A 2088-nucleotide genomic window follows, 5' to 3' on the forward strand; every position below is an offset into this window, starting at 1 on the left:
TGGGAGCCCAGCCCCACCCCGGCGCCCGGGCACAGCGCCAACGGCAGCGCCAAATCTCACGACGGCTCCCACATTCCCACCCCCATCGACAACCCCTGGGCGCTGGGCCTGCTCGCCGCGCTGGTGGCCCGGATGATTTGGATGGACCGCCCCTCAAGGCAGGACAAAAGCTGAAAAACCGGGCCTGCGGGTCGGCTCTGGTCAGCGCCCCGGGAGCCAATGGGCGAAAATCCCGCTTTTGCTTTTTGGGCCATAGCGCACACCGTGCCGGATTCTTCTTCCCTGCCAGCCGCAGCTGCCCCGCAGCCCTCTGCACCTGCCACCCCCATGACCGCGCTGGAGCGCCGCTCCAGCGTGAGCCTGGCCCTTATTTTTGCGCTGCGCATGCTGGGCCTGTTCCTGGTGCTGCCCGTGTTTGCACTCGAAGCCCGCAAGTACCCCGGGGGCGACGACCCGGCGCTGGTGGGGCTGGCGATGGGCATCTATGGCCTCACGCAGGCGGTGCTGCAGCTGCCGCTGGGCATCGCATCGGACCGATTTGGCCGCAAGCGCGTGATCGTGCTGGGGCTTCTGGTGTTTGCGGCAGGCAGCCTGCTGGCCGCGCTGGCAGATTCGCTCACCGGGCTGCTGGTGGGCCGCGCGCTGCAGGGCGCAGGGGCGGTGTCAGCCGCTGTGACGGCCCTGCTGGCCGACCAGACGCGTGACGCCGTGCGCACCAAGGCCATGGCGCTGGTGGGCGGCAGCATTGGCCTGATGTTTGCCGTGGCGTTGGTACTGGCGCCCGTGCTCGCGGCCCGGATCGGGCTGGCCGGACTGTTTGGCCTCACCTGCGCGCTGGCACTGGCCGGCGTGGCAGTGGTGGTGTGGTGGGTGCCCGCAGAAACCACCCAGCACCAGAATGCCCCCCGGGGGCGGCTGGCCGAGGTGTGGACGCAGCCCGACTTGCTGCGCCTGAACCTGGGCGTGTTTGTGCTGCACACGGTGCAGCTGTCCATGTGGGTGGCCGTGCCCGCGCTGCTGGTGCAAGCGGGCCTGGACAAGGACGAGCACTGGCAGGTGTACCTGCCTGCGGTGGTATTGTCGTTTGGGGCCATGGGCGGGCTCTTTGCACTGGAACGTGCGGGCAGGCTGCGCGCCGCGCTTCTGGGCGCCATTGCCCTGGTGTTGGTGGTCCAGGCGGGCCTGGGCCTGCTCGCGGCCAGCGGCCAGCCTGCCACGCTGTGGGTACTGGGGCCTTTGCTGTTCGTGTTTTTCTGCGGGTTCAATGCACTCGAAGCCAGCCAACCCAGCCTGGTGTCGCGCATGGCGCCTTCGAGGCTGCGCGGCGCGGCGCTGGGCACCTACAACACCCTGCAATCACTGGGCCTGTTTGCGGGGGGCGCACTGGGCGGCGCACTGGTGAAATGGGCCGGGGTCCCGGGGCTCTTTGCCACCACCGCTGCCCTCACGGCCTTGTGGCTGGTGCTGACCTGGCCCCTGCGCCCCGTGGGGCGCGGCGGGCACTGACGCACGGGTGAGCCCTCGCTCCCAGGGGCTTCCATTGCCCCCCGGTTGCGGCACAATGGCGCGTTTGGCGCCCGGAATCCCTCTCCAAATCCGGCGCTTCTCTCATCCCTTTAAGGCAAAGACAGCACCATGGCATCCGTAAACAAAGTCATCATCGTCGGCAACCTGGGCCGCGACCCTGAAATGCGCACTTTCCCCAGTGGCGACCAGGTGGCCAACGTGACGATTGCCACCACCGACAAGTGGAAGGACAAACAGTCCGGCGAAATGAAGGAAGCCACCGAGTGGCACCGCGTGGTCTTCAACGGCCGCCTGGCCGAAATCGCCGGCCAGTACCTGCGCAAGGGCTCGCAGGTCTATGTGGAAGGCAGCCTGCGCACCCGCAAATGGACCGACCAGAACGGCGTGGAAAAGTACAGCACCGAGATCCGTGCCGACCAGATGCAGATGCTGGGCAGCCGCCAGGGCATGGGCGGTGGCGGCCAGGGTGGCGGTGGCCAGCAAGGCGGCGGCTATGACGACGGCTATGGCGGGGACCAGGGCGGCTACGACCAGGCCCCGCGCCGCGCAGCCCCCGCACCC

At 68.5% G+C, this 2088-nt stretch carries 2 protein-coding genes; both read left to right on the forward strand.

The window, feature by feature from the left end; genetic code table 11:
• Window positions 1-327: 327 nt before the first annotated feature.
• The gene (locus DBR12_RS20185; protein WP_108618867.1) at window positions 328-1506 is read left to right on the forward strand and encodes an MFS transporter; all 1179 of its coding nucleotides are present in this window, start codon (window positions 328-330) and stop codon (window positions 1504-1506) included.
• A 129-nt stretch (window positions 1507-1635) separates the two neighbouring features.
• On the forward strand, window positions 1636-2088 hold a 453-nt coding region (gene ssb / locus DBR12_RS20190), incomplete at its 3' end, for a single-stranded DNA-binding protein (RefSeq protein WP_108618866.1).

The sequence above is a fragment of the Acidovorax sp. HMWF029 genome, assembly GCF_003060895.1.
Lineage (GTDB): Bacteria > Pseudomonadota > Gammaproteobacteria > Burkholderiales > Burkholderiaceae_C > Acidovorax.